We start from the raw sequence: 24,747 nt of genomic DNA, 5'->3' as shown, positions 1-24,747 counted from the left end.
GAGCATCCAGAGCTGAGGAGTCTCGATGCACGACCAGCGTACTCGTGCGCTCGGATTCGGTCCGGGGATCACGGACGAGCACGACGCAGAACCGTCCGCCGCTGAGCTGGCGGAGATCGAATGCGAGTGGTCGCTGATCGCGGCCGAGCTTGACCTGCTCGATGCGGAGATCACGGCACTGTCCGCCGAGGGCCACGCGAGCAAGCTTGACCGTCGTCGGGTACGGCGGGCCGAACGGCGCGTACTGGAGGTCAGTCGCGAGCTGGCCGCCGAGGGTGTCTCGATCACGCCCGGCGAGGCGGTGGCGTGATGACTTCCCCGGCCCGGAGTGCTTACCCCGTCACTGTCGCCGATTTGGTACCCAAGGCCCGCAAGCTTGCGGGCGAGCTCGGGGCGGTCCCGTCACGGAACCGGCTCATGAGTGAGTTCCGGATCGGTGCGGCCAAGGCCCGCGCGGTCCTCGCGGAGCTGACCGCCGAGTCCGCGCCGGAGCCGGTCGAGCCGGTCTTGCGGGCCGTCCCGGACCCCGCCCCCGACGAGCAGACCACCGAGCCTGCCGAGGAGTCGCCCGCCGCTGCGGACGCCGCGCCGGCCGAGGTGTCATCGCAGGACACCACGGCCGTAGACCCGGACACGGCACCGGCCGCCGCGCCGGTCGAGACGCCGTCTCGGACGCTGGCCCGCTGGCCGCTGATCCTGCTGGCCGTCCCGGCGTTCGTCGCGGTGTGGTCCGGCTGGGTCGGTCTCGGTGAACTCACCGGGTTCGGCGTGGTCCACCCGCTGCCCGGCATCGCGGACCACTTCTCGATCAACTCGGCGATCACGCTCCCGGTCGGTGTGGAGACCTACGCCGCCTACGCCCTGCGCGCGTGGCTGGCCGGTGGCCTGCCGGTCCGGGCGCGCCGGTTCGCCAAGTGGTCCGCGATCGGATCACTCACCCTGGGCGCCCTCGGACAGGTCGCTTACCACCTGCTCTCCGCAGCTCATGTCACGCATGCGCCGTGGCAGATCACGACCGTCGTGGCGTGTCTGCCGGTCGCGGTGCTCGGCATGGGCGCGGCCCTGGCTCACCTCATCCACGACACGCACCCGGAGGCGTGACGATGACCGAGCACACGATCCCCGAACCGATCGACCTGAACGCCCGCCGCGCCCTGCGCGCCCCCGCCGAGAACCCGTCGCCCGCCCCGGCCGAGTCGCCCTCGCACGTGTCGACCCCGGACCGGCCCGCCACGTCCGATGTCGCGTACGAGATCGAGCTGGACGAGGCGCCCGTGCTGGAGGGCGTGCCCGTCCCGGTCGACACTCCGCCCGCCCCGGAGGGGGAGCGGCAGCCGATCATCCCTGTCCACCTGCTGCCGGAGAACCTGCCCGCGACGATCCGACGCACCTGCGGCGTGTGGTTCTACCACGGCCGGTTCCACGCCGTCCGGCTGCCGGTCTACGGGTTCAAGGTGGGCGTGTTCGCCGCCCGTGGCCTGTTCCGGCTGATCGGTCAGCAGATCGGCTGGTGGTGGGTCCGCAATCAGTTCGCGCTGTTGCAGCACGCGGCCGACAGCAAGGACACGCGTGAGTGGGCGCGGCTGCACCGGGAGATCAAGAACACGCGCACCTGGCGCGGGATCGTCCTGGCCGGTGAGGTCCTGGCCGTCGGCATCGGCGCGCCGGTGGCCTGGTCGACCGCGCCGGGCTGGTGCCTGCTGGCGCTCCCGGCCGGCGTGCTGGCGCTGGCGCATCACGGCCGTCCGATGGGCCGCACCATCATCGGCACCGCCGTGGTCGCCCCTCGGTTCCGCAAGCTCAACAGCGACATCGTGCTGCGCGCCTACTACGCCGCCGGTCTCGGCCGCGCCGACAAGACCGACCATGAGATCCACTTCGGCTCGTCCATGTCCCGCGACGCCCGCAACATCGGCTCTCAGGTCGTGATCGACCTCCCGTACGGCAAGGGTTGGTCCGACGTCTTGAAGGCTAAGGAAGCGATCGCGTCCGGTCTGGACGTGCACGTCAATCAGGTGTTCCTCACCCCGGACAAGTCCTCGACCCGTCGGCACACGCTGTTCGTAGCCGACCGTGACCCGCTCGCCGTGCCGGTGGGTCGTACGGACATGCTGGACTGCAAGCCGCGCAACGTCTGGCGGCCCGCGCGGTTCGGCAAAGACGAGCGCGGCCGATCGGTCGAGATCGCACTCATGTGGATCTCGGTCCTGATCGGCGCACAGCCGCGCAAGGGCAAGACGTTCGCCGCAAGGTTGCTGGCCCTGTACGCCGCGCTGGCCCCCTACGTGAAGCTCATCGTGGTCGACGGGAAGAACTCCCCCGACTGGGCCAAGTTCCGGCTCGTGGCGCACCGCACGGTGTTCGGCACGCACCCCAGCCCGAACGACTCCGACCCCATCGCGCACCTGCTCGAAGCGCTCGACGAGATCCTGGAGCACATCGAGCGCGTCAACCAGGCGCTCGCCAAGCTGCCCGCCACCGTGTGCCCCGAGGGCAAGCTGACCGAGGAGTTGGCGCGTGACCCGCGCTACCCCGATCTGCGGGTGGTGATGCTGGTCATGGAGGAGTTCCAGGTCTACTTCGAGACCGAAGACCAGAACCTCAACAAGGAGATCGCCGCCAAGCTGTCCCGGATTCAGGCCGTCGGCCCGTCCGCCGGCGTCATCATCCTGTCCAGCTCCCAGAAACCGTCCGGCGTCGGCGCCGGTGACGTGGGGCGGCTGTTCAACCGCTACCGCGACAACCACGCCGTCCGCTTCGCCCTCAAGTGCGGCAACCGCACCGTCTCCGAAGCCGTCCTCGGCGGCGACGCCTACGCCGAAGGGTTCGACGCCTCCTCCCTGCCCGTCGGAGACGAGTACCGAGGCGTCGGCTACCTGTACGGCATGACGGACGAGACGCCCACCGTCCGCACGTTCCTCGCCGACCACACCGACGCCGAGAACATCCTCACCGCCGCACGGGAGCACCGCCAGCGCCTCGGCACGCTGACCGGCATGGCGGCAGGCGAAGAGATGAAGCGCGCCACCCGCGACGTGCTGACCGACGTGCGCGCGGTCATGGACGCCGAGACCGGCATGCAGTGGCCGACCATCGCCGCCCGCCTCGCCGAGCGGATGCCCGAGCACTACGCCGACATCACCGCCGATGCCATCTCCGCCCAATGCCGCGCCCTCGGCGTGCCGAGCGTGGACATCAGGCGGGACGGCAAGGCCCTCAAGGGCGCGAAGGCCGCTGCGGTTGACAAGGCGATCGCTCGCCGCGAGATAAACGGAGCGTAACCAGAGTGCGGGGCGGGTGAGGTCGCGCCCGCCCCGCGACTGGTCGCGGCTACGCGACTCATCCCGCGACCTTCCCTAAGACACCTGATCAGGCCGTATTTCCGCTGGTCGCGGGTCGCGGCCCTGGTCTCGCACGCCCAAAAACCCCCTCTGGAGGCTTCCCAGTGCTTCACCTTGCCGCGACCGCAACCCGCACCGCCACCACCCACAGTCACCACCTGCCGGGCCTCGGCGTCCTCCTGCTGCTCGCCGTTCTGTGGGCCGTCGGCTACCTGGCGCTGTGCTGGATCTGGCCGTTCGTCAACTGCCGCCGCTGCACCGGCTCCGGCAAAAGCCGCGCCCTGGTCGGCCGAGGCTTCCGCCACTGCCCCCGCTGCGACGGCACCGGCCACCAACTCCGCCCCGGCCGCCACGTCCTCAACCACCTGCGCTCCATCCACCACCGGGCCAGCAAGTGAACCGCGCCGACGAGAGCACACCCGCCATGTCCGACGCCCAAGCCCTCGCGTTCATCCACGAGTGGAACCAAGCCACCTACGCCCGCCGCGACGGCAAGGCCACCACAGACCCGCAGAGCGCCCAGCCGCACATACCCGCCCCCGAACCGGTCGCCACCCCGGCCGCCCTGCTGTCGGCCGCGCTGGAGGCCGCCGAGCGCGGTTGGCCGGTCTTCCCTGTGCGTCCCGGCGAGAAGCGTCCGGCGTTCCCGGACCACACCGCCGCGCGCTGCGTCGGCCGTGACCCGCGCTGCCGCAACGGTCACCAGGGATGGGAGCCGCGCGCCACCACCGACACCGGCCGTATCCGGCGCGGCTGGGCCACCACGCCCTACAACGTCGGCCTAGCGTGCGGCCCTGCCGGGCTCGTCGTGGTTGACCTCGACGTCCCCAAGCCGGGCGAGGAGACGCCGCCGGCCGAATGGCGGGCCGAGGGCGTGCGCACCGGCGCCGAGGTGCTGGCCGTCCTGGCCGCGCGGGCCGGTGAGCCGATCGGGCCGCTGTTCGACACCTACAGCGTCATCACGGGCAGGGGCGGCCGACACCTGTACTTCACCACCCCCGAGGGCGTACGGCTCGGCAACACCGCCGGACAGCTCGGATGGCTGATCGACACCCGCGCCCACGGCGGCTACGTCCTGGCCGCCGGATCGGTCGTTGCCGGTCGGCCGTACGCGGTCGAGTGCGACCGGCCGCCCGCGCCGCTGCCCGCCTGGCTGTTCCAGCGCCTTTCCCGGCCCGCGCCACCGCCACAGGGACCCGTGTCCATCACCACCGGCACCGGCCGCCGCTCCGCCTACCTACGCGCCGCACTGGCCCGCGAAGTCGAACGCGTCACCAGCGCGACCGAGGGCAGCCGCAACGCCGCTCTCTACACCGCCGCCGTCGCCCTCGGCCAACTCGTCGCCGGAGGAGCGCTCACCGCCGCCGAGGTTCAAGACCTGCTGGAACAGGCAGCCGCAGGGCACCTCTCCGCCCGCGCGTACACGCCCGCCGAGGCCCGCAACACCATCGCTTCCGGCCTACGCGCCGGAGCCAAGCGCCCTCGGACGCTCGCCGCATGACCACCCGCCACCACGCCAACCAGGAGACGCCTATGCCCGCGACCAACCCGACCGACGCGCCGTTCCTGCGGCCCGTCCGCGACGAGGCCGACCAGGCCGCGCCGCCCGCGCATCTGCGGACGCACTGGACCGCCGATGAACTTATGGCGATGGAGTTCACGCCGCCCGTATGGGCCGTGCCCGGCATCATCTGCGAAGGCGTCAACCTGCTGTGTGGCCCGCCGAAGGTCGGCAAGTCGTGGGCGTCCCTCGGCCTCGGCCTGGCCGTCGCGGCCGGCGCCCAGGCGTTCGACGCCATCCCCGTCGACGGCGGCCCGGTCCTCTACCTGGCGCTGGAAGACACCCCGCGCCGGTTGCAGTCCCGCATGGGCAAGATCCTCGGCGGCCAACCCGCGCCCGCGGCGCTCACACTCGCCACCGCGTGCCCGCAGATCGGCCAGGGCGGAGACGAGGCGATCGCCGGATGGCTCGACCGCAACCCCGACGCGCGCATGGTCGTCATCGACGTGTTCGCCAAGATCCGAGGCGCAGCCCCCATGGGCGCATCGGCCTACGAAGCCGACTACGCCGCCGTCGGCGCCATCAAGCGCCTCGCCGACGCCTACGCCGTCCCGTTCGTACTCGTCCACCACGTCCGCAAGGCAGGCTCCGAAGACTTCCTCGCCGAGGTATCCGGCACCAACGGCATCGCCGGAGCCGCAGACGCCACCCTCGTCCTCAAACGCGCCCGAGGCCAAGCCGACGGCGTGCTGCACGTCACCGGCCGCGACGTGGACGAGAACGAATACGCCCTCTCGTTCAACCCCGCGTCCGGCGTCTGGACCCTGCTCGACGGCCCGGCCGAGGAACACCAGACCACCGACACCCGCGCGGCGATCCTGCGCTGCCTGCGGGCCAACCCCGGCAGCGGCCCGCGCGCCATCGCCCAAGCCACCGGCCTCGGTGAACCGAACGTCAAGGCCACCTGCCGCCGGATGCTCGCCGACGGGCAACTGACCGCCGACGGGAAAGGCCGCTACGACCTGCCGGACGGCACCTGATGAGTACCCGGTGTATCCCGTGTATCCCCTGTATCCCTAGCTCGCTGATCAGGGAGAACGCGGGATACACCGGCCGCCGAATGTATCCCTGGACCGCTGCCCACGGAGGACAGAGCAAGTGACCAGCCGTCACCTCTCGTCGGTGCCGACGATCCCGGCCGTTCCCGCCGCGCTCCTCCACACGATTCCGGAGGTAATGACCCTGCTACGTCTCAGCAAGACGCAGATCTTTGAGGAGATCCGCCGAGGTCGGATCCAGTCCGTGAAGGTGGGCCGCGCCCGCCGTGTTCCAGCCCAGAGCCTCACCGCATTCGTCGCTCTGCTGATCGAGGAAGCTCAGGAGGTGGCCTGATGGCGAGCCGCAAGCCTTCCGACAAGGCGAAGCGCGGGCGTCGAGGAGAAGGCACCATCTTCTGGCACGAGGAGAAGAAGTGCTACCGAGGGGACATCTCGCTCGGATACGCGCCCTCGGGCAAGCGACGGCGAAAGACCGTCTACGGGCCGACCGTCGCCGACGTGCAGGACAAGTTCAAGAGGCTCCGCGCCGAGCTGGAGAACGGTGTGGAGGCGTCGGCCAAGTACACGGTCGGGGACGCCGTCCGTGACTGGCTTGTGCGGGGGTTGGTCGGTAGGGACGCCGGAACCATCGAGAAGAACCGCATTCTCGCTGAGAAGCACGTGATCCCGCTGCTGGGCGCGGTCAAGCTGCGCGAACTGACCGCCGACCACGTAGACGACTGGTTGGCGGATCGTAAGAACGTGCTCGCCACGCGCAGCCTCAAGGACACGCATGCGGTTCTCCGCCGAGCGATCCAGCACGCCCAGAGGCGCAACAAGGTGCTCCGCAACGTCGCCGAACTGGTCGACATCCCGGAGGGGAGAATCGGCCGGCCGAGCAAGGCAATGCGGCTGGAACAGGCGCAAGCGGTGATGGAGGCGAGCAAGAAAACGCGGCTACACGCCTACTTCGTGCTCTCACTCCTGACCGGAGTCCGGACCGAGGAAGCACGCGCTCTCACGTGGGATCGAGTCCACCTGGAGAAGGAGGGCGACCTGCCGCCGCACGTCGAGGTATGGCGGTCCGTGCGCAAAGGCGGAGATACGAAGACGAAGAAGAGCAGACGGACGCTAGCTCTCCCGGAGGAGGTCGTGCGGGTGCTCATCGCCCACCGAGAGAGGCAGCAGGTGGTCCGAGCCCGCGCGCTAGCGAAGAACCGATGGACAGAGAACAACCTCGTGTTCTGTAACCGCTACGGCGGCCCTCTGACCGCCCAGACCGTGCGGCGGACGCTGGCCATCGCCCTCCGGATGGCGGGCCTGCCGGTCGAGTGGACGCCTCGGGAGCTGCGGCACAGCTTCGTCTCGCTCATGTCGGCCAACGGTGCGTCGATCGAGCTGATCTCGCGCTTGGTCGGCCACAGGACCACGGCGGTGACAGAGGCGGTGTACCGCCACGAGCTACGTCCGGTCATCACGGAGGGAGCCGCGATCATCGGCAAGGCGTTCGGAGCGAAGTCGGCCTAGCCAGAGGCGATAGGCGGCCTGTTAGGCGGCCGAGCGTAGACAGAGGCCCTGTACCGTCGCGGTACAGGGCCTCTGATCTGGTGGGCGATACTGGGTTCGAACCAGTGACCTCTTCGGTGTGAACCAGATTCGGTCAGCCGGTCTTCTCCCTGGTCGGCAGGGAGCCAAGCGGGGCGCCTCTCACCTGCGACTACGTCCGGTGGAGTCGCGGCGAGTCTGAGGGTGCCTGAAGGCGTTGGCTCCCGAAATTGGCTCCCGCGGCTCCCCTCCCGGACGGGAGAGGAGCCCCTATGGCAATCGAGATCAACGAAGACCACATGTCCCTCACGGTCGACGGCCGCGAGGTCGCCACGGCGAATCGGACCGGAGATCAGTGGACCGTCACCACCTGGCCGGTCCCCCTCACCTACAACCAGGCGATCACGGCCCTGACCTTGGCCGAAGGACTCGCCTACGGATACGGCGAGGGCGATCCATTCGTCGCCTCCTGGCGCGAGGAGTTGGCCCGTGCTTGACCGCGTCATCCGGGCCACCACCTCCCTCGCCGTCATTGGCGTGGCCGCCGTCGCCGCCGTCATCTCCTACCGGCACGCCTACGAACTGGTTCGCTCCCACGGCGAGTCGGGCACAACCGCACGGCTCGTACCGCTCACCGTGGATGGCCTCATCTGGGCAGCCTCCATGGTGGTATTCGACGCCAACCGGCGGGCCAAGGCTGTACCACCACTAGCACTGTGGAGCCTCGGAGCCGGCATCGTTGCGACGATTGGCGCCAACCTGGCGCATGGCGTGGGACACGGGCCAATAGGTGCCCTGGTCAGCGCCTGGCCCGCCCTGGCTCTCGTCGGCTCCTATGAACTGCTCATGATGCTCATCAGAAGCGAGCACCGCCCCTCTACCGAAAGGGCGACGGACCAAGCCGCGAGCCAGGCCCCGTCACCTATCGGACTCGACGTACCACCTGCACCATCGGGCGCGCCAACGCTGGAGCAGGTGGTACGGACGCGCTATGAGGCCGGCGACAGCCAACGAGCTATAGCCCGTGAGCTAAAGATCGATCGTCGCAAGGTCAAACGGATCGTCGATCAGACGGCATGAGGACATGCCCTGCACCATGGCATGGTGCAGGGCTCGTCTCTCTACGCACCGTGGGCAGCGCCCCCGCCGACACGATCCTCTCGATGCGAACTACCGGTGGTCTCCTGGTCGGCGCTGGCTCGCCCTGCTCGGATGTGTGTTGCCACGCGACCACGACAGGTGCTGTACGGCGGTGTTGCTGTACTTCCGTGCTGTACAGCAGTCGACGACGGGGCACGGTTCGCTCCTGTCGACCTTCCGCTTACAAGGAATACGGACGCCCCTGCTCACACAGCATCCACCGAGGTCAATGGGGTTGGACGTATGCCGCTGGTCGCCCGCGGTTGCCGTCGTTGCCGTCAGCGTTGCCGTCGGCCGGGCCGGCGCTCGCCGAACCACATGGCGGGCTCGCTACTCCCTCAGAACCGGAAACGGTGCGTCAACTAACCATCTGGGGGTACTCAAGCAGCCTCATGCCGACGAGTTCACCATTGGCGACACCTTTGGGGATCTAGATCCTCCTCGACGCGGAGACGAGACTTAGTCGTCGCCTACCGCATCCGGCGGCGCTAGCTAGGGGGATCATGGAGCAGGGCCCCAGAGGGGCCTTGCCGTCATGGCAGGAGCGCCTGAGCTTGGCTGCATGCGACGGCGGACGACACCGTAGGCGATTCGAAGGAACGCAGGCGGTGGCAATGACTGACAATGTCAGCCCAGGTGGGTCGACTTCCGAATTTCGCGGATTTCCTCTGCGTCCCTGGTAAAGGCCTCGACTAGCATCGGACCTTCCTCAGGTGACTCGGCTTCCCATCCGTGGCTGGCCAGATGTAGGGAGACCCAGCTTAGGATGTGTTCGATCGCTTCCAATTCATCCAACCCAACGGCTACTTGCGTGTCGGACACGTCGTTGGCGAGTCGGAGACCCAATGCCGTAACCAGTCCGTTGCACCTCGTTTGGACGGGTAGATCGCTGTTGTGGAGGCCAGTCAGGCCGGCCAGCCCGAGCCCGCTTATGAGCCGTCCAGCGAAGGCAAGTGAAATCTTCGTCTCCGAAGCGTCTTCTCTAGGTTGCGGGAACGGATCGCTCGGTCCCAGCGTCCGAGATTCGATGGGAGTCTGTTTTGCTTCGAGAACCCCACCGAACCACTTACCTGCGATGTAGTCGAGCCTGGGCAGGAGAATTAGATCTTTGACGAATTCTCCTTCAAGGTCAGCTTCGCCCCGGAAGTAGGTCCTGATCGCGTGCGAGATGTCGTTTACGTCGAGCTGGGCAGTGATTAGGACAGCGTTCCCGATACGGGAAGCTATCCTCCAAGCACTCAGCCGATAATAGGGAGGACACCCACACGGATCGCCTTTAGAGCTCGCGCACCGGCGGCACGGTTCGTCCGCCAGGCCGGCAAGCTTGGAGCGAAATTCTTTCAGGTCAGGGGCACCTCCTCCTAGCCTCTTATCTGGGTATCGTATCTTTACGCCGAGGATCTGGGTGGGTGTTCTTTCTCGATACCGAGCCCATGGCCCGGTTCCATGCTCCCGAGAATTACATGAGCTACAGAGCAGGCCGCGCACGAGGCCACTGTCATGGTCATGGTCGACAACCAACTCTCCCCAGCGACCGCAGATAGCACACCGCTGGTCTTGCCAGCGGTGAAGTGCTTCCCAAGCGCTCGTCGAGACAGAAAGGGAATCGGGCGCAGGCCAGATCCAGCAGGCTGGCTGGGCAGAGTTCCAGAGCTCAGAAGCAGCCTCCTCGTCGCGAGCTTTGCAGCGAGCTGCGGTGCTCTTATCAGCTTTCGTAAGATGGAGTCCACAACGGCCGGGTTCGTCTTGCGCGGGCCAATGAGGGGACCAAATCAGTGGAGCATTACGACAGGGCATGCCATTCCGGGTTGGTTGACCACACTCGCTGCGACGAGGTTCCAACGCGGAGTCGGGGATCTGAGCGTCCATCAGGGGTCTCCTGGGGGTATCGGGGCTAATAAGTATGACAAAGAACTTGATCGAAAGGCCTTTTCACCTTCGCCATCTATCAGGCTTGCCACATCGACCCATTCGCCACGAATCAGGCGACGGTTGTCCAGTGTTGTCTGGATCTGATCGTGGATCTGACTCGTTCGCGGTTGACTCATCCATCGTCATCCATAGCCATCCGGCGCTGTTGTTAGCAGCGTTCGCCCCGCACCGCCATAGGTATCCGGATCGTGTGGCTGCCCGTATTTAGGTTAGGTGGTGAGTAGCCGGTAAACGTTACCGACGAAGGCAGACCAGTTTGCCGGGCGGCTGCTGTCGTACTTCCAGGCACTGAGGGTGAGCTGGAGAGTCCTCTTCAGCGGGTGGGGTGATTGCTGAATGGCTTCGTTGCGTTGAGCGAGTCGGTGTTGTTCGTCTCGCGTGGGGAGTCGATTGCTCTTCGCGGCGTTGCAAGCTTCGTGGACAGGGGCGAGGTTCCAGACAGCATCCAGATCAGGGCCCTGCCACCCCCTCAGCCCGCCCATACGCTCCATGAATGAAAAGGCGAACACGTGATCGATAGCGTAGGGATCTCCGGCAGCGAGCGGGTCATTACAGATCAAACAGCGGCCGTGCTGAAAACCGATGGTCGCCTCTTTGACGCCCGTGATGGCGCGGCGCCGGCGCTTGTCAGTGAGGGTCAAGGTCTGGAGGTCAGCGGCCACGCCCTCGCGCATAAGGCTAGCCCCGACTCCGGTACTGAAGGAGGACTCCACGATGGCCCACCGTGCGCCGAGTTCACCGCGGAGGACCTCCGCGTGTTCGGATACCGCGAGGCGTTGCATCTCAGGGGTAAACCGGACGATGCGTTCGCGACGGGTGCCGGTCAGTTCGTAGAACTGGTGCGGCAGCGTCGTGCTACCGGGGAGGTTGGTGAACTTCTGCATGACCATCGCAGGCATCGATTGCACGGCAGCGCGGATGAGAGGTTCGGTCGGCTGCCCCAGTCGGAGCGACTCGGTGGCTTCGCGCCGGGCGATGGCCAGGAAATCGGTGTCACGCAGCTCTTGTGCGGCCGGCGCCTGCGGCGCCTCCTCAAGGTGGCGGACCAAACTCATCGCGTAAGGGCGAGCCAACTCGGTAAGCGGAGCGTCGCTGCGGCCGGTGCCCGCCAGCTCAAGGAGTGCCTCCCCAAGGGCGAATTTGTAGGTGCGGGAGTTTGCCCCCATCAGCACGGCCAGTCGCCAGGAGGCTCGGGGTGTTGGGTCTTCCTGGTAAAAGTCCTTGCTCACATACACCGCCATGTTGTTCCGCCGCCACCGCTGTCCTGCAGGCTAGACCTCGGGTCCGACAGCCAAGCCCAAGCAGTCCCACTGCACGTCCCGCCGCCTCAACCGGTCATCGCCTGTGCTGCAGTGGACGACGCACAGACCAGCGGCTTCCGCCAGTGTGATGGTCTCGTTCAACGGGACATCGAACATCCTGCGGTTCGGCGGGATGGGGCCATGGCGCAACGTGATGACGGCCCGACCCCATGGTGCTAGCAACGAGGCGACGCGTCGCATCGCACGGGGCCGCTCGGTGACGTCCAGATGCATCCACACCGCGGACAACAAAATGAAGTCGAACGACGCCTCTTGCCCCTGCAAGGTCAGTAGATCAGGAAGGGCGTCATCGAGCCAGCTGATGGAGGGACCGGGGTGGAGACGCTGAGCCTGCTCCCGGAGCTCTGGCGTCGGCTCGACTGCAAAGACGGTATGGCCGAGACGAGACAAGGCTGCCGCGTCCCGCCCACTGCCTGCTCCTATATCCAGCACACGCCCACGGCTGCGGGGAATGAGATGCAGGACCTCTGCGTGAACTTCTTCGAACGACAGCGCCTCGTACTGCCGCACCAGCGCTTCCGCGTCCTCGCCGTAGCCGGCACTCCCCGACGTCACGACCACATCATGGCCTTCGGTCCTTACGCCTATGCACCTGGCGACCAGAGCGCGCGGTGCGCCAGCTCGGCGCCCTACCGCCCGACTGGGGCTACGGTCGATGGCTATGGCACCGGTTACGTACTGGATCAATGTTGTCCTGCCAGGGGTCGACGAAATCTTCACCAACCCTGATGACCTAGAAGATGATCAGACTCTTCCACAGATTCAGGAGTTCATGGACTACGTCGTAGCTGCGGCCCAGGCCCGTGGCTGGATCGTTCGTGACTACGGCTGCGGCTACCACGATGACCGCCCGCCCCAGTGGTAGCCAATCCTTGAGGAGACTGAAGTTGATCCTGGTACACGCCGACGGATTTACAGAGGGTCGGCGTTTCCGGCCCGGCGCCGCGGCTGACCTCGATGGATGGGAGAGCAGCGGAACATTTGGGTGTGAGCCATCCCGCGAATATCCCGCGGCGGCCGTTGGCTGACGTCCCGTGGCCTATCGGCTCCAGCCACCTGAGGTGATCGGTGCAGGCACTGGCGCCGTCGCTGCAGCTCTGCGCCAGACCGGCTGGGGACCCGATCGGCTACCGCGAATGACCCAAAACCCTCGGGCCGCCGAATCGTCAGATACTTCCCCATCTGCGAGGCTTCCAGCGATGTGACCGTTGCAGTTGGGGTGGTTCGATGCCCTTTAGCAGGGTTGCTGCGGCTTCGGGATGATTCGGGCGTTCGTTCGGTGAGGCGGTGGCTGGGGTAAAAGTTCGTCCCTTTGTCTTCCGACTTCCCAAGCCGAGCTAGTTCGGTGGCAAGGTGACCCGGACCGCAGCGAAGCGAGGACCGGAAGCGCCGCGGCAGCACTCAAGCGGTCGTGGCGGCGTGCCTGGTGTGGCATCCCGGCGGGGTCATAGGGCGTGCCGTTGCGGAAGCAGACGTGCATGAGCTGGCGCCAGCCTCGACCGAGGACAAGGACGGCTTGGGATGGCGTTCCCTCGGTAGCGGACGCATCGGCCGAGGTCAGCAGCCCACGGATCGTCGTATCGGCTGGTGTCGGAGTAGGAACAGTCCAGAGGAACTTTCAACGTCGGCCCGCGGCGACTACGCCGCCTAGGGCCATCTGTCGGCGTCGTCAGCGATAATCGGGGTTGTGACCCCCAATGACTTCTTCACCAGTTCTGGTTTTGAGACCGTCTTCCGGTCCGCGCTCGTGGACAGGCTCCGCAAGTCTGGTGTTGATGAAGTCGACGACCTAGACGCCGCATATGCGTTGACGCGGCTGGTGGTGGAGGAACTTCGGTCATACGGATACGGCGGGACGGTACGGCTGACCCACGACGAGTTTGCCCTGACGCTAAGGGCGCTGCGGGCAGTGATGCTGCGGATTGGGATCAGCTTCCAGCCGCCCTATCGCGACTTCGAGGGCTTTGCGGATCATTGGGACAGGTCCGGAATCGGAAGCCGCAATACTACGCAGCACATCAGGGCTCGGAATGCATACCTCGAAAAAATGTTCGGACCCCTGCTGACGCAGTTGGAGGCGCGCGAGGAGGAGCCTGACGGGGCGATCTGGGGGGTAGACGGCGAGATGAAGAACATCATCTTCGGTGGACCAAAGCCTCGCATCGTGCTGCGCGACGCAATCAACAACCGGATCGACATCGTCGAAAACGAAGACAAGGTTCTGTTCTATGACCAACCGTTCGGCAAGGCCGGTATCACATGGGACGACATGTTGGGATGGTGGCGGAAGATTAAATCGCTTCCCAACAACATCGATGATGCCAATGTCGGCCGCGACCTCTACGAGCGTCTAACAGCATCACTTGATAGTGATGCCGAAAAGATCGTGTTGTTCGTTTACACCAAGTACTTTCTCGTGGGGGAAGCGGGCGGGACCCGACCAGCATTGATCCCGCAGGTGTGGCTCCACTATGACCCGATGACTCGGAGGCACCGGCGCAAACTCAACAAAGGCGACGTGCTGGAGCGCGAACGCATAGACTTCCTGATGCTGCTCCCGCGCGGAATCCGAATTGTGATCGAAGTAGATGGTAGACATCACTACGCCGACGACGACGGCAGAGCATCCACCAAACGTTACGCGGACATGGTTGCCGAGGACCGCCGACTGCGGCTCGACGGATACGAGGTCTTCAGGTTCGGCGGGCTGGAACTAGCCGGCAACCAAGCCGCCGTTCACGCCATGCTCCGCACGTTCTTCACCGACCTACTGATCCGGCACCGGCTGCTAGAAGCCAGCACCTAGGACGCGACGCAGCGGGCTCCGCTTTCCTTCACCTATGACAGCCACCGCTTCCGTTGGCACGCTCACACAAGCTTAGTCACATCTAGCAGCCGATGCTGTTTATCCTTCAGCTACACAAAAGACCGTCGTACGTAGTCGACATAGGCTGCACCGGACAGCTCACCTCTATCGTGGCGCCGGACCGGAGTGCTTGCCCGCGCGAACGGCGAGGTGGCGTGACAGACGGTTTCGCGCGGGTGAGTGCTCCGGCTCGCGAAGGGTTGGGGGTCGCGAGACCCCCACTTCGGGCTCGCTTAATCATTTTGTCGGCTACTCGACGTCTCTCAACAACGAAGCGGAGTTCACCGATACGGTGCATCCCATATCACTACCTAGTCACCATTCTGCCGCACTCTAGCTCGAAGCTGTATGGTTCGCTTTTCGCCGTACGGCGTCAACTTCCAGTAGATCCCAGTATCACTTACACTTCTCCGCTTCGTTCCTCGAACAATAAGTCCTAGCGCCATGAATTGAACAAGGATCGTTTCGAATTCTTCTTTGCCCATCTCGATAGAGGCTTCCGTGTTCACATAGTCATCCGGATTTAGGTCCGCTTCCGACAGCAGCCGATCATACGTAGCCTCAGGGTCGAGAGTATCCCAGAATTCAGTAAACAACCATTCTTCCAGTCGTTCTTGCATTTGCGACTGTTCACACTCATCCAGAAGTACTCCACTGACCGCACCGAACAGCCCATCCCAAGTTGGGTCAAGCTTGAACCATCCGGATACTTTTTTTATGCCATACGGATTGGCGCGACGAAAGGTCCCTTTTAGCTTAGCTGTTACGCTTATTTCATCGCTCCCCTGAGCGAGCGACTCCGTGCCGGGCGGCGGCGAAGACTGCGCTGAGTCAAGTTGATATTCGAGCTCAAGCACTCGCTTTCTGAGCGCGTTTAGTTCTAGCAGCGTTTCAGTATTCGCTTGCAAATCTGCACGCACCCAACCTACTGCCGGGTATTGCTTTGTGAATTGAGCAAAACTTAGAGCGACCTTGCCAGCCAGATCGCTCGGCGACGTCCAGAACTTTACATGCTTACTGCGCATAACCTTTCTCCTGAAGGCTTCCAACTTTGCTTGAGCCCTAGCATCTTTATCAACTTTTCCAGCCGGTATGGAATCAGGATCGGCATGCAAAAATGCCATCACCGGCTTTTTCTTAAGTACTGCGAAATCATACTCTCTTTCGGTATAGCTAATCTCTTCGTCAGAATCCGTCGAGCCGTACTTACCTCCTATGACCAGCAGGTAATAGTCGCAATCTTCGATCACGCGCTCAATGAGAGTCCACGCGTCATCATCCGCCACAGGGAACAGCTCCATCCCTGCCGGAAAAGCATCCAGTTGCAACAAGGCGGAAGTTACGGCTTGCCTCTCTTCCTGTAGATCAAGGTAGGTCGAGCTTACGAAAACTTGATATCGCTTAGAGTCCGACACGATATCCCTTCACGGCAAGGTTCAGCGGTCCCCAGGGTTTTCATCTAGGCAACCCAGAAAGAGTAGTGTAGTGCAAGATTCTGCACGTCTATAGTGATATATCTGTAACTCTGCTGATACGCGGTCCGATGGTCTCTCCGCGCGCCGACGTGACCTGGGACCGCGTACGACCCTGCGGGAGAGAAGATGAGTGCTGATTTGACTGCGGTAGTCGTCGCTGCTCTAGGCGTTGCGGGAACACTGGTGTCGCCCCTTCTCGCCCAGCGAGCGGCGCTGAAGGCAAGACAGGTCGAAGCAGCGATCCAGCGGGCCGACCGCGCTGAAGACCTCAACGAGGAGAGGCGCCGCGAGCTGATATCTCAGCGGCGGCAGACCTATGCAGATCTGAACGCACGTGCACGCCACTACCGTAGTGCCGCACTAGAACACCTAGCTGCGCTCCTTGGCGTGAGGGGAACGGCAGACAGGACACGACTTGAACTAGATGGAGCACGCAACGCCTTTGCAGAATGTTTCTCGCAAGCTCAAATGATCGTCCCAGATGAAATTCTCGAACTGTCAGCAGAAGTAAGCCGTAAGCTCGGATGGGGTTACCGAATGCTAGCGAGAGCAGCAGAAGAATCCGACCTTGATGAAGCTAGCGACTACATTGAAAACGTTGTGATCTCTGCGATCTTCGCGATGCGGGCTGCAATGCGGGAAGATCTGGGCATAGTCGAAGGTTCATCAGCGGAAGGCGCTTCACGCGAAGCCTCTGGCGATTGACAGCCATGGTGTCGCTGGTCCTCCCAGTAAGCGCCCTAAGTGTTTCCGGTCGCACGGCGATGATAAGACTCATACGACTCCAAGGCCGCGCGTGAAGGCGGCCGGCCGGTTCGGGCCGGGATCGGCCCGCAGGGGCCGCAGGCCCGGCCCGAGGGCCGGGCGGCCCGCCGGCGGCCCGCGTAGCGGGGCGCCCTTGAAGACGTGAAGAAAAGTTCTCATCGAGCGACGTCGTTGGGGTTGTCAGGTCTCATGACCTGCGTGACAATCGTGCTCAGGAAGTCCGCGACGCTTTGCCGAGTGCTGGTGAAGCAAGTTTTCCCCCAGCACCGAGGACCACGCAGCACGGTTCGACGGCCCGAGTGCGCTGCGTGCGACCGGCCGGACGGTTGCTCGTTCCTAAACGGATCTCATTCGTATTCCATCGCGCCTGCCCAGACACGGTTGAAGCTTTCGAAGTAAGTCTCTGCGATGTCATTCGGAGCCGTATGTCGGATCTCAAACACTGGGGCATGCGACGCAGGCGCTCCGTAAATATGAGTGTTTACCAGGGCGTGGTCATCGGCTCGATAGATAGACGCATAAAGTGCCGTATCGTGGAGTCGAAGCTGTACGCCATCAATTTCGGCTAGGGGCCCGTATAGTGTAATGGCGTTGCGTATCTTCGCCGCAATAGTGTTGTTGATCCCTTCACAACTCCCGCGCGCTGACACTTGGGAACCTTCTGGGCGGCCGAGTAGTATCCGAACGTGAACGCCTGCGCGCGCCCTATCCGCCAAGACGCGCATAATTCCGTTGTCTTCGGCGAGGAAGAGCGCAGCGTATGCCAGTACCCCGATTTCATGCTCGGCAGAGGCGAATAAGGTGAGCCATACTTCGCGAGGCACGGCCCACCTGTGCGCATAGGCAGACTTGATGTCCACCGATTTCACCGCCGCTGCCGCAGACATTCGTTCAGCATGCGGCCAGATCACCTCTTCCTCGGCGCCGAGCGTCTCGGCGAGGATGCGACGGTGGCGCGGATATGGCAGACGGCCACGTATCCAACGCTTGACCGTCTTAGGATCGACACCGAGGCGTCTTGCTATCTCCGACTCGTCCATTCCAGACGCAGTAATAGCTGCGGATAGTTTTGCGTTCACGACTCCTTCTCCGCCTGTATTTGGGCACGAGTGTCTGAACCGCTTCGGCGTAGGGCGGTCGTAACGAGGCTAGGACATAGATTGGGGACGTCTCCGGACGTCATGCAGCCGTCCTGGGACGTCTACATGCCTCGCCGAGAAATCCCAAGACGTCCGTGAGTTCCGGTAGCGGCGTCGAGCTACCTGCTTGAAGGCTGCTCTTGGGCGCGGGCCCGCGCTCCGGGGAACGAGAGGCTACAAGCTGCGAGGCGCACCATGAAACCACGATCGAACTGCATGCTCACGGTTGCCTTGCCATCTGCCGTCGGCCGCGCGCGTGCATACACGCGGTGGGTTCTCGGCGCGTGGGGGCTCGACGGCGAGAGGGACACGGTCGAGCTGCTGGTTAGTGAGCTGGTTACCAATGCGGTGAACGCTACCGGGGTTCCCTGCGACATGACCGATCAAAGCAATCCGGCCGGCAAGGTGAATCCGATCTATCTCTGCCTCTCCATAGTGGCGGACGCCCTACATATCGAGGTCTGGGACGTAAGTGAAGAGACTCCCAGGAAGAGAGCCTCCTTGGACAAGGACGAAGACGGACGCGGGCTGTTGCTCGTGGAAACGCTCTCCAAGGAATGGGGCTGCAACGTACTGCAGTCCGGTGGAAAGATCGTATGGTGCAAGTACCTCATCGGGGTAGGAGCATGACGAGACGAGAAGACGCAATCGCAAGGCTACTTCAGGAGCGGATCGAGTCTGGCGAATGGAAACCCCGACGTCAGATTCCCTCGCAGCGGCGCCTTGCGGCGGAACTTAACGCTTCGCCAGGGACCGTACATCGCGCGGTCGCCAATCTTCGAGAGCGAGGCTACCTGTGGACGCTCCCCCACAAGGGCAGCTACACCCGCCCGCCGGAGCACTGGGGGAAGGCGGCTGAATGAGCACGCGAGAAGAGAAGCTTCAGCAATCACTGGCGGAGTTCTACGCCCTGCTAGATTCGATGCGCTTCACAGGTGCGTCACAGGTGGTGGAGGTTCAGCACCTTAAGGTGTTGGTCTCGAAGTACCCGGAGCAGGCTTGGTACTTCGTGGCGGGCTTGGACCAAGACGGTGCTGACGCTGGAAGCTGCGGGCAGTAGCGGCAACCTGAGCATCAAGAGGGCGGGACACGAGGTAGACGGTGAGTTCCGGATCGACTCCCTGGGGAGCGTATGCGCAGATTGCCGATGCGCTACGCGGCTGCATCGTCACGGGTGAACTCGTCGCCGGAGCCCTGCTGCCATCCGAGGCCGCCTTGTGTCAGGAGTTCTCTGTCGCGCGCAACACGGTTCGGCGCGCCCTCGGATTGCTTGAGGCGGAAGGGCTGATCCAGACCTTCCCCGGCAAGGGCCGCGTCGTTTGTGGCTACGTGACGACGCCGTACACCTATCTCCGAATCGCCGCCGAGCTGCGCCAGCAGATCGAGAACGGCGAGCTCAGTTGTGGGGATGCCCTGCCCAGTGAGGCTGCGCTTATGTCGCAGTACGGAGTTGCGCGTGGCACTGCTCGGCAGGCGCTCGCCCATCTCGAAGCGGCCGGTCTCATCGAGGTCCAACATGGCAAGGGACGTTTCGTTCGGAGACGTCCTTAGACACCGCTCCCGCGTCCGTAGACGTCCCTGTCTCAAGATCTAGCCTCGGGGCATGGCACATCCTGACTGGGCGCGCGACGTCGCCCGTACCCTGCTCGAAGGACCGTTGCCCCGCCGCTGGGCTCATGTTCAAGGTGTTGCCCGGCAGGCACGGTCGTTGGCTCCGCTGCTCGGTGACGAAGCCGGTCTTGTCGAGAGCGCCGCATGGTTGCATGACATCGGGTACTCGCCGACCCTGGCCGTGACCGGCTTCCACCCACTCGACGGCGCTCGATACCTGCGCGACGTCGAGCACGCCGACGCTGTCCTCTGCGGTCTGGTCGCTTACCACTCATGTGCCCTGCACGAAGCCGAAGGCCGCGGCCTTGCCGCTCAGCTCACGGAAGAGTTTCAGCCGGCGAGTCCTCTCCTGACGGATGCGTTGACCTACTGCGACATGACGACTACGCCAGACGGGCATCCGGTAGCCGTTGAGGATCGCCTCAGCGAGATCCAGACTCGCTACGGTGATGGGCACCTCGTTACCCGGTTCATCCAGCGATCGTCTTCCCATCTCATCGGAGCGGTGCGAACGATCCAACACGCTCAAGCGCGCGTCAGGTGATCTCCGGAGCATCGTCCGCTGATAGGAACCGCTCGATCCGCTTACGCATCGCCCGATCCATCTCGTACCCGCCGATGTCGGCAGCCGGCACCCAGCGAACCTCGCTCGATTCGCTGCTCGGGGTCGGCTGTCCGCTCACCGGGTAGCCGGTCAGGACGATGGAGAACTCCTGCCGTACCTCGTCGTTGCTGGTGTAGTGGATCACGTGCCGCGGGTCGGTATAGATACCGACCAGGCCGGTGATCTCGACAGTGACGCCGGTCTCTTCCTGCGTTTCACGTATCGCGGCCTGGGCCACTGACTCACCGAGGTCGATCGCTCCCCCAGGCAGCGCCCAGTTGCCGTTGTCGGTCCGGCAGATCATGAGGATGTCGCCGTCGTCGTTGGTGACCACGACGTTGACCGAGGGGACCATGCTGTTGGGCTTGGGAGCGTTCGGGTCGTCGTGGTAGTCGATCCGGCGGGCCATGCGGTCAGTCTTCCGCAGCCAAGGGCTTGGCGTCGTCCCAGATGCGTTCGAAGCTCTCGCGGTAGGTGGTCACCATGTCCCCGCCAGCGACGCTACGCAGGTGGAGCACGGGCGCGTTGGACGCCACGTTGCCGTAGACGTGGGTGTTGACGAGGAGGTCGTCGTCAGCCCGATAGATCGAGTTGTACAAGACGGTGTCGTGCAGGCGGAACTCCACGCCGTCGAGCTGGCGGAGTGGCTTGTACAGCACGATGGCGTTGCGGACCTTGGCCGAGATGGCGTCCCCGATGCCTTCCTCTTCGCCGCGCAGGGCGACCGCGGGGCAGTCAGGTTGTCCAAGGAGGACCCGGAAGCGTACGCCGGCTCTTGCCTTCTCGGCGAAGAGGCGTTGCACGCCGGTGTCTTCGGCGAGGAAAAGCCCGACGTATACGAGAATGTCGATCTCTCGTTCGGCTTGGGAGAACAGTCGTCCCCAGATGTCGCGGGGCATGGCCCAGCGGTGAGGGTAGACGTTGACGATCTCGCTCTCTGAGGCTGTGGCCACCTGCTCGCGGGAGATCGCATCCGGCCAAAGGTAGGTCTCATCGACGCCGAGATGCGTTGCCGCAGCGTAGCGGTGGCGCCGGTACGGAGTGCGGCCCTGGCTGATCCAGCGCTCGATGGTCTTCTCGTCGACTCCGATGGCCTCGGCGAGAGATGCGACGGTCATGCCGCGTTCCAGCAGCGCCGCTCGGAGTCTTTCGTTTGTCATCTATCCAGCCAGATCGAGGGACGTCTCAGGACTCATTGACTCTAGTAAGACGTCATGAACACGTCCAGTCATGCTGGTGCTCGTCCGGGCTGATCGGCGCATCGTTGGGGGCGTAAGGAAATAGCCCCGAATAACTACGAGCCGAAGCCTCGATTTCCCACCCTCCGAAAAGCGCTAACGACTGGCTACTCGCATCTATACACGTCTAGTCCTGTCTAAGTGCTGCGGAGCGACGAGATCGCGGGCTTGCTCGGGGAGGTGACCGAATGATCGCCGTAACGTTCCTCGCCCTGGCCGTCACCGCACTGGCCCTCGTCCTGCTCCTTCTCGTCCTCGTCGGTGCGCGCCGCGAAGCGCCCTGGACCGCGCTGGAAGACCAGCCGCCCACCCCGCTGGCCGGCTTCGCTCGCGCCGTGCTGGGGGTCTACGTCCGCAAGAACACCCACGACCGGGCCACCGAGAACACCCAGATCGCCGAGCTGATCAAGGGACGGAAGTGATGCACATGCGCCGACTCCCCGACGGCTTCACCGGACGCCGCTGCACCTGTGGCGCGCTCATCGAAATCGGCAACCGCACCTGCCGCAAGTGCCGATGCCGCGCTCGCTGGCAGCGCCGCAAGGCCCGCAACGACTGGCTCTGAGAGGAGGTGACGTCCATGACCGTCTCCGTGCCGCTCGTCGTGCTCCTCGGCGTAGCCGCCTGGCTCGCCTGGCGCTACATGGGACTGCGCGTCTGGCACGCCGTGCTGTGCCTGCTGTTCGGCTTCTTCCTCGCCGCGACCAACGCCGCCCCCGAGATCCGGCGTCTGGTGACCGCCATCGTGCGATGGCTCACCGGCGCCTGAACCACCCATCTCCAACCTGAGGAGGCGATGCCTAAGTGCCCAACAATCCACGTACCGCCAGGCTTGATCTGCAGGAGGCCACCACCCGCAACGACACCGCTCGCCACATCATCGCCGCATTCGCCGATGCCCTGCCCACCCTCACCGTCCACTGGCGCATCATCGACACGTCTCTCTCCGACATTGCGGCCCTCGCCGCGATCGTCTCCGCGGTCCGTCTGGATCACGCCAACCTGACTGCCGCCGCCCGTGCCACGCTCGCCGCCTATGCCGATGGCGAGGCCGATCACCTGGCCTATCTCCGCGACGAGCTGCACGCCCAGGCGGAGAGGCGGGCCGCGCGATGAGTACACGCCAGCTCCGACGCCAGGCCCGCAAGATGAGCCGCCACGGCATCCAGCCGATGATGGTCATCAACTCCGACAGCCAGGTACCCGACATGATCGGCGTACTGATCGCCCGCTGGGTATGGCGCTACCGCTCCGAACTCGCGCCCCTCAACCTGGCCTGCCTCACCAGCCTCGCTGCATGGCTCCTCCACACGACTCATCCGGGCTGGTGGCCCGAACTCGTCGGCGTCGCTGTCGTAACTGCAGCCATGCTGCTGCGCTTCGGCCACCGCGCGGGTCTGGTCAGACGTTCCGAACGGCTGTATGCGGCTCTCGTCGCCGTCTTCGCAGGCGGATGGCTGGCCACCGCGACCAGCGCCGGCCCCACGAGCCGACCACTCCCCCAGTCGCTGCTCGTCGGTGGCGTACTGCTGTCGGTCCCGTGGTGGGCGCACAGGCGCAGGCGCGCACGCGTCCGCGTTGAGCGCACCCTCACCGCCTGGCCCGAGATCGCTGAGTCGGTTGGTCTCAACGGCTCTCGCGTGATGTCCGCCGTGGTGGACGCCTGGGGCTGGACCGCCCGCATGGCGCTCCGCCGCGGGCACACGGTCGCCGACGTAATCGGCAAGCTCTCCGCCATCGAATCGGCCCTGGGCACCCGTCCTGGAGCGGTTCGCATCGAACCCGACGCCGCGCGGGCCGACCACTTCCTCATGCGCGTGCTGCACACCGACCCGCACGCACGCCCGGTCCCCTGGCGAGCACCCGACATCCATTCCATCGCGCAGCCGATCCCGCTGGGAGTGTTCGAGGACGCCTCCCCGGCAACCGTGCTCTTGCTGCGCCGTCACGCCCTGATCGGCGGAGTCGTCGGCTCTGGCAAGTCCGGCGTACTCAACGTCATCCTCGCGGCCCTCACCGCCTGCGAGGACGTGGTGATCTGGGGCATCGATCTCAAGGGCGGCATGGAGCTCCGCCCCTGGGTTCGCGCTCTCGATCGCCTGGCGACCACGCCAGAACAGGCGACACGGCTCTTCCGCGACGCGGTTGCCGAGTTGGACCGGCGTGCCACGGAGTCCGGCCATCACGGCGCACGCGTGTGGGAGCCGACGCGCAGACGTCCCGCCCTGGTGATCGTGGTCGACGAGTACGCCGAACTCCCCGAGGCCGCCACCGCCTACGCCGATTCGATCGCCCGCCGAGGGCGTGCGGTCGCCGTCACGCTGCTCGCCGCCACCCAACGCCCCACACAGAAGGCCATGGGACATGGCGCGACCCGCTCTCAGATGGACGTCCGAATCTGCCTGCGCGTGCGGGAACGCCGCGACGTCGATCTCATCCTCGGGCAAGGGGCGTTCAACGCGGGCTGGCACGCCCACACACTCGACGCGCCCGGCAAGTTCCTCATCTCCGCACCCGAACACCCGACCGCCAAGCGAGCGCGCGCCTACCTCATCACCGACCAGGGCGTCACGGCCACCGCGGACCGTTACGCCGTACATCGCCCGGTCCTGAATCCACCCCACCCGGCGCCCGACCCCAACCCCGACCAGACGCCGGACAAGCCGAACGGCACCGCTCCGGCGGAACCCACGCCAGAGCAGCCGGCGACGTCTAAAGGGCGCCTGTGGGAGGCCCTACACGACGCTCCGGAGGGCGGTATCTCCGTCGCCAGGCTAATCAAGATCACTGGGATGAGCCGTCCCACCCTCTACCGGCGACTCGCCGAACATGTCGACGCCGGCCGAGTCGTCCAGGTCCGCCGAGGGCGGTACCGCGCGGCGAGTCCCGAATCCGACGACGGCGGATGACTCGTCTCAACGTCTCACCCTCGCGCGCGCCTGCACGTAAGCGCACGAGATGAGACGTGAGACAAGCCGGAGCGGGCCATCCAACGCACCGACACAGCGATGGATGCGACCAGGCGGAGAGGAGGTGAGGCACCTGCAGGCGTACACAGTCGAGCAAGTGGCGGAGATGCTGCACATCGGCCGCGACAAGGTCTATTTCCTGCTCCGTACCGGCCAACTCCGCAGCATCAAGATTGGCAAGCTACGCCGGATCACCGACCAGCACCTTGCCGAGTTCATCGAGCGGACCGAGACGAAAGGACTGACGCGTGCGTAGAACACC

At 64.8% G+C, this 24,747-nt stretch carries 30 protein-coding genes; 23 read left to right on the top strand and 7 right to left on the bottom strand.

From position 1 onward, the window contains the following. Window positions 1-25 precede the first annotated feature (25 nt). The 10 genes from AB0L00_RS28145 to AB0L00_RS28100 all read left to right on the top strand — a co-directional run bounded on the left by AB0L00_RS28145 (window position 26) and on the right by AB0L00_RS28100 (window position 8,504). A complete protein-coding gene (locus AB0L00_RS28145) occupies window positions 26-310 on the top strand; it encodes a DUF6284 family protein (protein WP_364440098.1) in 285 nt (94 codons plus the stop codon). Between the two features lie 107 nt (window positions 311-417). Next, window positions 418-1,101 (top strand): hypothetical protein, encoded by a 684-nt coding sequence (locus tag AB0L00_RS28140; protein ID WP_364440097.1) that lies wholly within the window; start codon window positions 418-420, stop codon window positions 1,099-1,101. A 2-nt stretch (window positions 1,102-1,103) separates the two neighbouring features. Continuing rightward, the gene (locus tag AB0L00_RS28135; protein ID WP_364440096.1) at window positions 1,104-3,281 is read left to right on the top strand and encodes a hypothetical protein; all 2,178 of its coding nucleotides are present in this window, start codon (window positions 1,104-1,106) and stop codon (window positions 3,279-3,281) included. A 164-nt stretch (window positions 3,282-3,445) separates the two neighbouring features. Next, complete coding sequence (locus tag AB0L00_RS28130; RefSeq protein WP_364440095.1) at window positions 3,446-3,739, top strand: hypothetical protein; 294 nt, start codon at window positions 3,446-3,448, stop codon at window positions 3,737-3,739. Between the two features lie 26 nt (window positions 3,740-3,765). Continuing rightward, window positions 3,766-4,842, top strand: coding sequence for a bifunctional DNA primase/polymerase (locus AB0L00_RS28125; protein ID WP_364440094.1), 1,077 nt, complete (start codon window positions 3,766-3,768; stop codon window positions 4,840-4,842). Next, window positions 4,839-5,882, top strand: a complete 1,044-nt coding sequence (locus AB0L00_RS28120) for an AAA family ATPase (protein WP_364440093.1) — start codon at window positions 4,839-4,841, stop codon at window positions 5,880-5,882. The genes AB0L00_RS28125 and AB0L00_RS28120 overlap by 4 nt, the downstream gene beginning before the upstream one ends. Window positions 5,883-6,000: 118 nt before the next feature. Then, window positions 6,001-6,234: a helix-turn-helix domain-containing protein gene (locus AB0L00_RS28115; RefSeq protein WP_364440092.1), complete on the top strand. Its 234-nt coding sequence runs from the start codon at window positions 6,001-6,003 to the stop codon at window positions 6,232-6,234. Further along, window positions 6,234-7,406 (top strand): site-specific integrase, encoded by a 1,173-nt coding sequence (locus AB0L00_RS28110; RefSeq protein ID WP_364440091.1) that lies wholly within the window; start codon window positions 6,234-6,236, stop codon window positions 7,404-7,406. The genes AB0L00_RS28115 and AB0L00_RS28110 overlap by 1 nt, the downstream gene beginning before the upstream one ends. 290 nt (window positions 7,407-7,696) lie before the next feature. After that, window positions 7,697-7,921, top strand: coding sequence for a hypothetical protein (locus AB0L00_RS28105; protein WP_364440090.1), 225 nt, complete (start codon window positions 7,697-7,699; stop codon window positions 7,919-7,921). Continuing rightward, window positions 7,914-8,504, top strand: coding sequence for a DUF2637 domain-containing protein (locus AB0L00_RS28100; RefSeq protein WP_364440089.1), 591 nt, complete (start codon window positions 7,914-7,916; stop codon window positions 8,502-8,504). Before AB0L00_RS28105 ends, AB0L00_RS28100 begins: the two co-directional genes overlap by 8 nt. Window positions 8,505-9,191: 687 nt before the next feature. On the opposite strand, the gene AB0L00_RS28095 is transcribed toward AB0L00_RS28100, so the two are convergent. The 3 genes from AB0L00_RS28095 to AB0L00_RS28085 all read right to left on the bottom strand — a co-directional run bounded on the left by AB0L00_RS28095 (window position 9,192) and on the right by AB0L00_RS28085 (window position 12,373). Further along, a complete protein-coding gene (locus tag AB0L00_RS28095) occupies window positions 9,192-10,361 on the bottom strand; it encodes an endonuclease domain-containing protein (protein WP_364440207.1) in 1,170 nt (389 codons plus the stop codon). 344 nt (window positions 10,362-10,705) lie between these two features. Continuing rightward, entirely contained in the window at window positions 10,706-11,737 is a 1,032-nt protein-coding gene (locus tag AB0L00_RS28090; RefSeq protein WP_364440088.1) for a hypothetical protein, read from the bottom strand. A 30-nt stretch (window positions 11,738-11,767) separates the two neighbouring features. Then, entirely contained in the window at window positions 11,768-12,373 is a 606-nt protein-coding gene (locus AB0L00_RS28085) for a class I SAM-dependent methyltransferase (protein ID WP_364440087.1), read from the bottom strand. A gap of 1,132 nt (window positions 12,374-13,505) precedes the next feature. Here AB0L00_RS28085 and AB0L00_RS28080 point away from each other — a divergent pair. Next, the gene (locus tag AB0L00_RS28080) at window positions 13,506-14,624 is read left to right on the top strand and encodes a hypothetical protein (protein WP_364440086.1); all 1,119 of its coding nucleotides are present in this window, start codon (window positions 13,506-13,508) and stop codon (window positions 14,622-14,624) included. Between the two features lie 371 nt (window positions 14,625-14,995). Here the strand turns inward: AB0L00_RS28080 and AB0L00_RS28075 are convergent, their stop codons facing one another. Then, window positions 14,996-16,099: a DUF4062 domain-containing protein gene (locus AB0L00_RS28075; protein WP_364440085.1), complete on the bottom strand. Its 1,104-nt coding sequence runs from the start codon at window positions 16,097-16,099 to the stop codon at window positions 14,996-14,998. Window positions 16,100-16,285: 186 nt separating this feature from the next. Between AB0L00_RS28075 and AB0L00_RS28070 the strand changes: the two genes are divergently transcribed. Then, complete coding sequence (locus tag AB0L00_RS28070) at window positions 16,286-16,864, top strand: hypothetical protein (protein WP_364440084.1); 579 nt, start codon at window positions 16,286-16,288, stop codon at window positions 16,862-16,864. A gap of 407 nt (window positions 16,865-17,271) precedes the next feature. On the opposite strand, the gene AB0L00_RS28065 is transcribed toward AB0L00_RS28070, so the two are convergent. Further along, window positions 17,272-18,003 carry an XRE family transcriptional regulator gene (locus tag AB0L00_RS28065; protein WP_364440083.1) on the bottom strand — a complete coding sequence of 244 codons (732 nt, stop codon included), beginning with the start codon at window positions 18,001-18,003 and terminating at the stop codon, window positions 17,272-17,274. 276 nt (window positions 18,004-18,279) lie between these two features. Here AB0L00_RS28065 and AB0L00_RS28060 point away from each other — a divergent pair, with 276 nt between their 5' ends. From AB0L00_RS28060 to AB0L00_RS28040, 5 genes are read left to right on the top strand one after another with little or no spacing between them, the layout of a single operon-like run. Then, entirely contained in the window at window positions 18,280-18,693 is a 414-nt protein-coding gene (locus AB0L00_RS28060) for an ATP-binding protein (RefSeq protein ID WP_364440082.1), read from the top strand. Further along, window positions 18,621-18,926 (top strand): winged helix-turn-helix domain-containing protein, encoded by a 306-nt coding sequence (locus AB0L00_RS28055; protein ID WP_364440081.1) that lies wholly within the window; start codon window positions 18,621-18,623, stop codon window positions 18,924-18,926. Before AB0L00_RS28060 ends, AB0L00_RS28055 begins: the two co-directional genes overlap by 73 nt. Further along, on the top strand, window positions 18,923-19,123 hold the full coding sequence (locus AB0L00_RS28050; protein ID WP_364440080.1) for a hypothetical protein: 201 nt from the start codon (window positions 18,923-18,925) through the stop codon (window positions 19,121-19,123). The genes AB0L00_RS28055 and AB0L00_RS28050 overlap by 4 nt, the downstream gene beginning before the upstream one ends. Before the next feature lie 41 nt (window positions 19,124-19,164). Further along, window positions 19,165-19,614: a GntR family transcriptional regulator gene (locus AB0L00_RS28045; protein ID WP_364440079.1), complete on the top strand. Its 450-nt coding sequence runs from the start codon at window positions 19,165-19,167 to the stop codon at window positions 19,612-19,614. Between the two features lie 52 nt (window positions 19,615-19,666). Continuing rightward, entirely contained in the window at window positions 19,667-20,218 is a 552-nt protein-coding gene (locus AB0L00_RS28040) for an HD domain-containing protein (RefSeq protein WP_364440078.1), read from the top strand. Here the strand turns inward: AB0L00_RS28040 and AB0L00_RS28035 are convergent. Both AB0L00_RS28035 and AB0L00_RS28030 read right to left on the bottom strand, forming a co-directional pair. Then, window positions 20,211-20,687: an NUDIX domain-containing protein gene (locus tag AB0L00_RS28035; RefSeq protein ID WP_364440077.1), complete on the bottom strand. Its 477-nt coding sequence runs from the start codon at window positions 20,685-20,687 to the stop codon at window positions 20,211-20,213. The two genes, AB0L00_RS28040 and AB0L00_RS28035, sit on opposite strands and share 8 nt — an antisense overlap. 4 nt (window positions 20,688-20,691) lie before the next feature. After that, window positions 20,692-21,438, bottom strand: a complete 747-nt coding sequence (locus AB0L00_RS28030; protein ID WP_364440076.1) for an XRE family transcriptional regulator — start codon at window positions 21,436-21,438, stop codon at window positions 20,692-20,694. A 266-nt stretch (window positions 21,439-21,704) separates the two neighbouring features. Here AB0L00_RS28030 and AB0L00_RS28025 point away from each other — a divergent pair, with 266 nt between their 5' ends. Genes AB0L00_RS28025 through AB0L00_RS28000 form a run of 6 tightly spaced genes read left to right on the top strand, consistent with a single transcriptional unit; the run spans window position 21,705 to window position 24,741 of the window. After that, on the top strand, window positions 21,705-21,938 hold the full coding sequence (locus AB0L00_RS28025) for a hypothetical protein (protein ID WP_364440075.1): 234 nt from the start codon (window positions 21,705-21,707) through the stop codon (window positions 21,936-21,938). Beyond that, entirely contained in the window at window positions 21,938-22,081 is a 144-nt protein-coding gene (locus AB0L00_RS28020; protein WP_364440074.1) for a hypothetical protein, read from the top strand. Before AB0L00_RS28025 ends, AB0L00_RS28020 begins: the two co-directional genes overlap by 1 nt. A 15-nt stretch (window positions 22,082-22,096) precedes the next feature. After that, window positions 22,097-22,285, top strand: coding sequence for a hypothetical protein (locus AB0L00_RS28015; RefSeq protein WP_364440073.1), 189 nt, complete (start codon window positions 22,097-22,099; stop codon window positions 22,283-22,285). Window positions 22,286-22,320: 35 nt separating this feature from the next. Then, the gene (locus tag AB0L00_RS28010) at window positions 22,321-22,632 is read left to right on the top strand and encodes a hypothetical protein (RefSeq protein ID WP_364440072.1); all 312 of its coding nucleotides are present in this window, start codon (window positions 22,321-22,323) and stop codon (window positions 22,630-22,632) included. Further along, the gene (locus AB0L00_RS28005) at window positions 22,629-24,425 is read left to right on the top strand and encodes an FtsK/SpoIIIE domain-containing protein (protein ID WP_364440071.1); all 1,797 of its coding nucleotides are present in this window, start codon (window positions 22,629-22,631) and stop codon (window positions 24,423-24,425) included. Before AB0L00_RS28010 ends, AB0L00_RS28005 begins: the two co-directional genes overlap by 4 nt. 49 nt (window positions 24,426-24,474) lie before the next feature. Next, the gene (locus AB0L00_RS28000) at window positions 24,475-24,741 is read left to right on the top strand and encodes a helix-turn-helix domain-containing protein (RefSeq protein WP_364440070.1); all 267 of its coding nucleotides are present in this window, start codon (window positions 24,475-24,477) and stop codon (window positions 24,739-24,741) included. Window positions 24,742-24,747: the final 6 nt, after the last annotated feature.

Origin of the sequence: Actinoallomurus sp. NPDC052308, assembly GCF_040679195.1 — a bacterium.
GTDB classification, from domain to species: domain Bacteria; phylum Actinomycetota; class Actinomycetes; order Streptosporangiales; family Streptosporangiaceae; genus Actinoallomurus; species Actinoallomurus liliacearum.
This window is presented reverse-complemented; position numbering and strand designations above follow the sequence as displayed.